Origin of the sequence: Bartonella sp. MU70NMGDW (genome assembly GCF_042194085.1) — a bacterium.
In the GTDB taxonomy this organism is placed as follows: Bacteria; Pseudomonadota; Alphaproteobacteria; order Rhizobiales; family Rhizobiaceae; genus Bartonella; species Bartonella grahamii.
In genome coordinates this window covers 1-2,500 of record NZ_JBHIMK010000087.1, presented here as the reverse complement: position 1 = coordinate 2,500, position 2,500 = coordinate 1, and the positions used below count along the sequence as shown (strand labels likewise).

Genomic DNA, 2,500 nt, shown 5'->3' with positions numbered 1-2,500 from the left:
GAAAGCGAGTCTGAATAGGGCGTTCAGTTCGTTGGATTAGACCCGAAACCGAGTGATCTAGCCATGAGCAGGCTGAAGGTAAGGTAACACTTACTGAAGGGCCGAACCCGTATCTGTTGCAATAGATTGGGATGACTTGTGGCTAGGGGTGAAAGGCCAATCAAACTCGGAAATAGCTGGTTCTCCGCGAAATCTATTTAGGTAGAGCGTTAGTCGAATTCTCCAGGGGGTAGAGCACTGGATGGGCTAGGGGTCCTCACCGGATTACCAAACCTAACCAAACTCCGAATACCTGGAAGAACTAACTAGCAGACACACGGCGGGTGCTAACGTCCGTCGTGGAGAGGGAAACAACCCTGACCACCATCTAAGGTCCCCAAGTTATGGCTAAGTGGGAAAGGATGTGAGGATCCCAAAACAACCAGGATGTTGGCTTAGAAGCAGCCACCATTTAAAGAAAGCGTAACAGCTCACTGGTCTAAATAAGGGTCCCTGCGCCGAAAATGTAACGGGGCTAAAGCCATACACCGAAGATGTGGATTTACTCTTCATTGAGTAAGTGGTAGCGGAGCGTTCCGTAAGCCTGTGAAGGGAGACTCGTGAGAGCTCCTGGAGGTATCGGAAGTGAGAATGCTGACATGAGTAACGATAAAGGGAGTGAGAGACTCCCTCGCCGAAAGTCCAAGGGTTCCTGCTTAAAGTTAATCTGAGCAGGGTGAGTCGGCCCCTAAGGCGAGGCCGAAAGGCGTAGTCGATGGGAACCACGTTAATATTCGTGGACCTGTGGGTAGTGACGGATTGCGTATATTGTAAGATCTTATTGGATTGATCTTGCAGTGAAGCAGTTCCAGGAAATAGCTCCCACATATAGACCGTACCCCAAACCGACACAGGTGGACTGGTAGAGAATACTAAGGCGCTTGAGAGAACTACGTTGAAGGAACTCGGCAAATTGCACGCGTAACTTCGGAAGAAGCGTGACCCTTTAGCGGGCAACCGTTAGAGGGTGGCACAGACCAGGGGGTAGCGACTGTTTACCAAAAACACAGGGCTCTGCGAAGTCGCAAGACGACGTATAGGGTCTGACGCCTGCCCGGTGCTGGAAGGTTAAGAGGAGATGTGCAAGCATTGAATTGAAGCCCCAGTAAACGGCGGCCGTAACTATAACGGTCCTAAGGTAGCGAAATTCCTTGTCGGGTAAGTTCCGACCTGCACGAATGGCGTAACGACTTCCCCGCTGTCTCCAACGTAGACTCAGTGAAATTGAATTCCCCGTGAAGATGCGGGGTTCCTGCGGTTAGACGGAAAGACCCCGTGCACCTTTACTATAGCTTTACACTGGCATTTGTGTCTGTATGTGTAGGATAGGTGGTAGACTTTGAAGCAGGGGCGCTAGCCTTTGTGGAGTCATCCTTGAAATACCACCCTTACCGATATGGATGTCTAACCGCAGTCCGTTATCCGGATTCGGGACCGTGTATGGTGGGTAGTTTGACTGGGGCGGTCGCCTCCTAAAGAGTAACGGAGGCGCGCGATGGTAGGCTCAAAACGGTCGGAAATCGTTTGTTGAGTGCAATGGCATAAGCCTGCCTGACTGTGAGACTGACAAGTCGAGCAGAGTCGAAAGACGGTCATAGTGATCCGGTGGTCCCGTGTGGAAGGGCCATCGCTCAACGGATAAAAGGTACGCCGGGGATAACAGGCTGATGACCCCCAAGAGTCCATATCGACGGGGTTGTTTGGCACCTCGATGTCGACTCATCGCATCCTGGGGCTGGAGCAGGTCCCAAGGGTATGGCTGTTCGCCATTTAAAGCGGTACGTGAGTTGGGTTCAGAACGTCGTGAGACAGTTCGGTCCCTATCTGCCGTGGGTGTTGGAATATTGACAGGATCTGTCCCTAGTACGAGAGGACCGGGATGGACGTATCTCTGGTGGACCTGTTGTGGCGCCAGCCGCATAGCAGGGTAGCTATATACGGAAGGGATAACCGCTGAAGGCATCTAAGCGGGAAACCCACCTGAAAACGAGTATTCCCTGAGAACCGTGGTAGACCACCACGTTGATAGGTCAGGTGTGGAAGTGTGGTAACACATGAAGCTTACTGATACTAATCGTTCGATCGACTTGATCGTTCTCATTTCCTATATCCATTCTTAAATTATAAAAATTTCCAGCTTCTCATCATTCATGCTTTTTGCTGACTTGGTGGTTATGGCGGAGTGAACGCACCCGATCCCATCCCGAACTCGGCCGTGAAACGCTCCAGCGCTGATGGTACTTTGCCTTAAGGCACGGGAGAGTAAGTCGCCGCCAGGTCTGCTAAAGGCATGATAGATAACAATTCAAAAATAAAAATGTAATCAGATCAATGCTCAATACTCAGAGTAGACAATAAAAAAATCTTGTTCTAAAATATGTGACGCGGGGTGGAGCAGCCCGGTAGCTCGTCAGGCTCATAACCTGAAGGCCGCAGGTTCAAATCCTGCCCCCGCAACCAA

1 tRNA gene and 2 rRNA genes (1 of these 3 cut by a window edge) are annotated in these 2,500 nt (G+C 50.8%); all 3 read left to right on the top strand.

The features are described 5' to 3' along the window. Positions 1–2,134, top strand: a 23S ribosomal RNA gene (locus tag ACFIKE_RS07635) (it extends 681 nt beyond the left edge of the window). Between the two features lie 69 nt (positions 2,135–2,203). Continuing rightward, positions 2,204–2,318: ribosomal RNA gene (gene rrf, locus ACFIKE_RS07630) — 5S ribosomal RNA — on the top strand. 104 nt (positions 2,319–2,422) lie between these two features. After that, positions 2,423–2,499: transfer RNA gene (locus ACFIKE_RS07625), tRNA-Met, on the top strand. Position 2,500 lies beyond the last annotated feature (1 nt).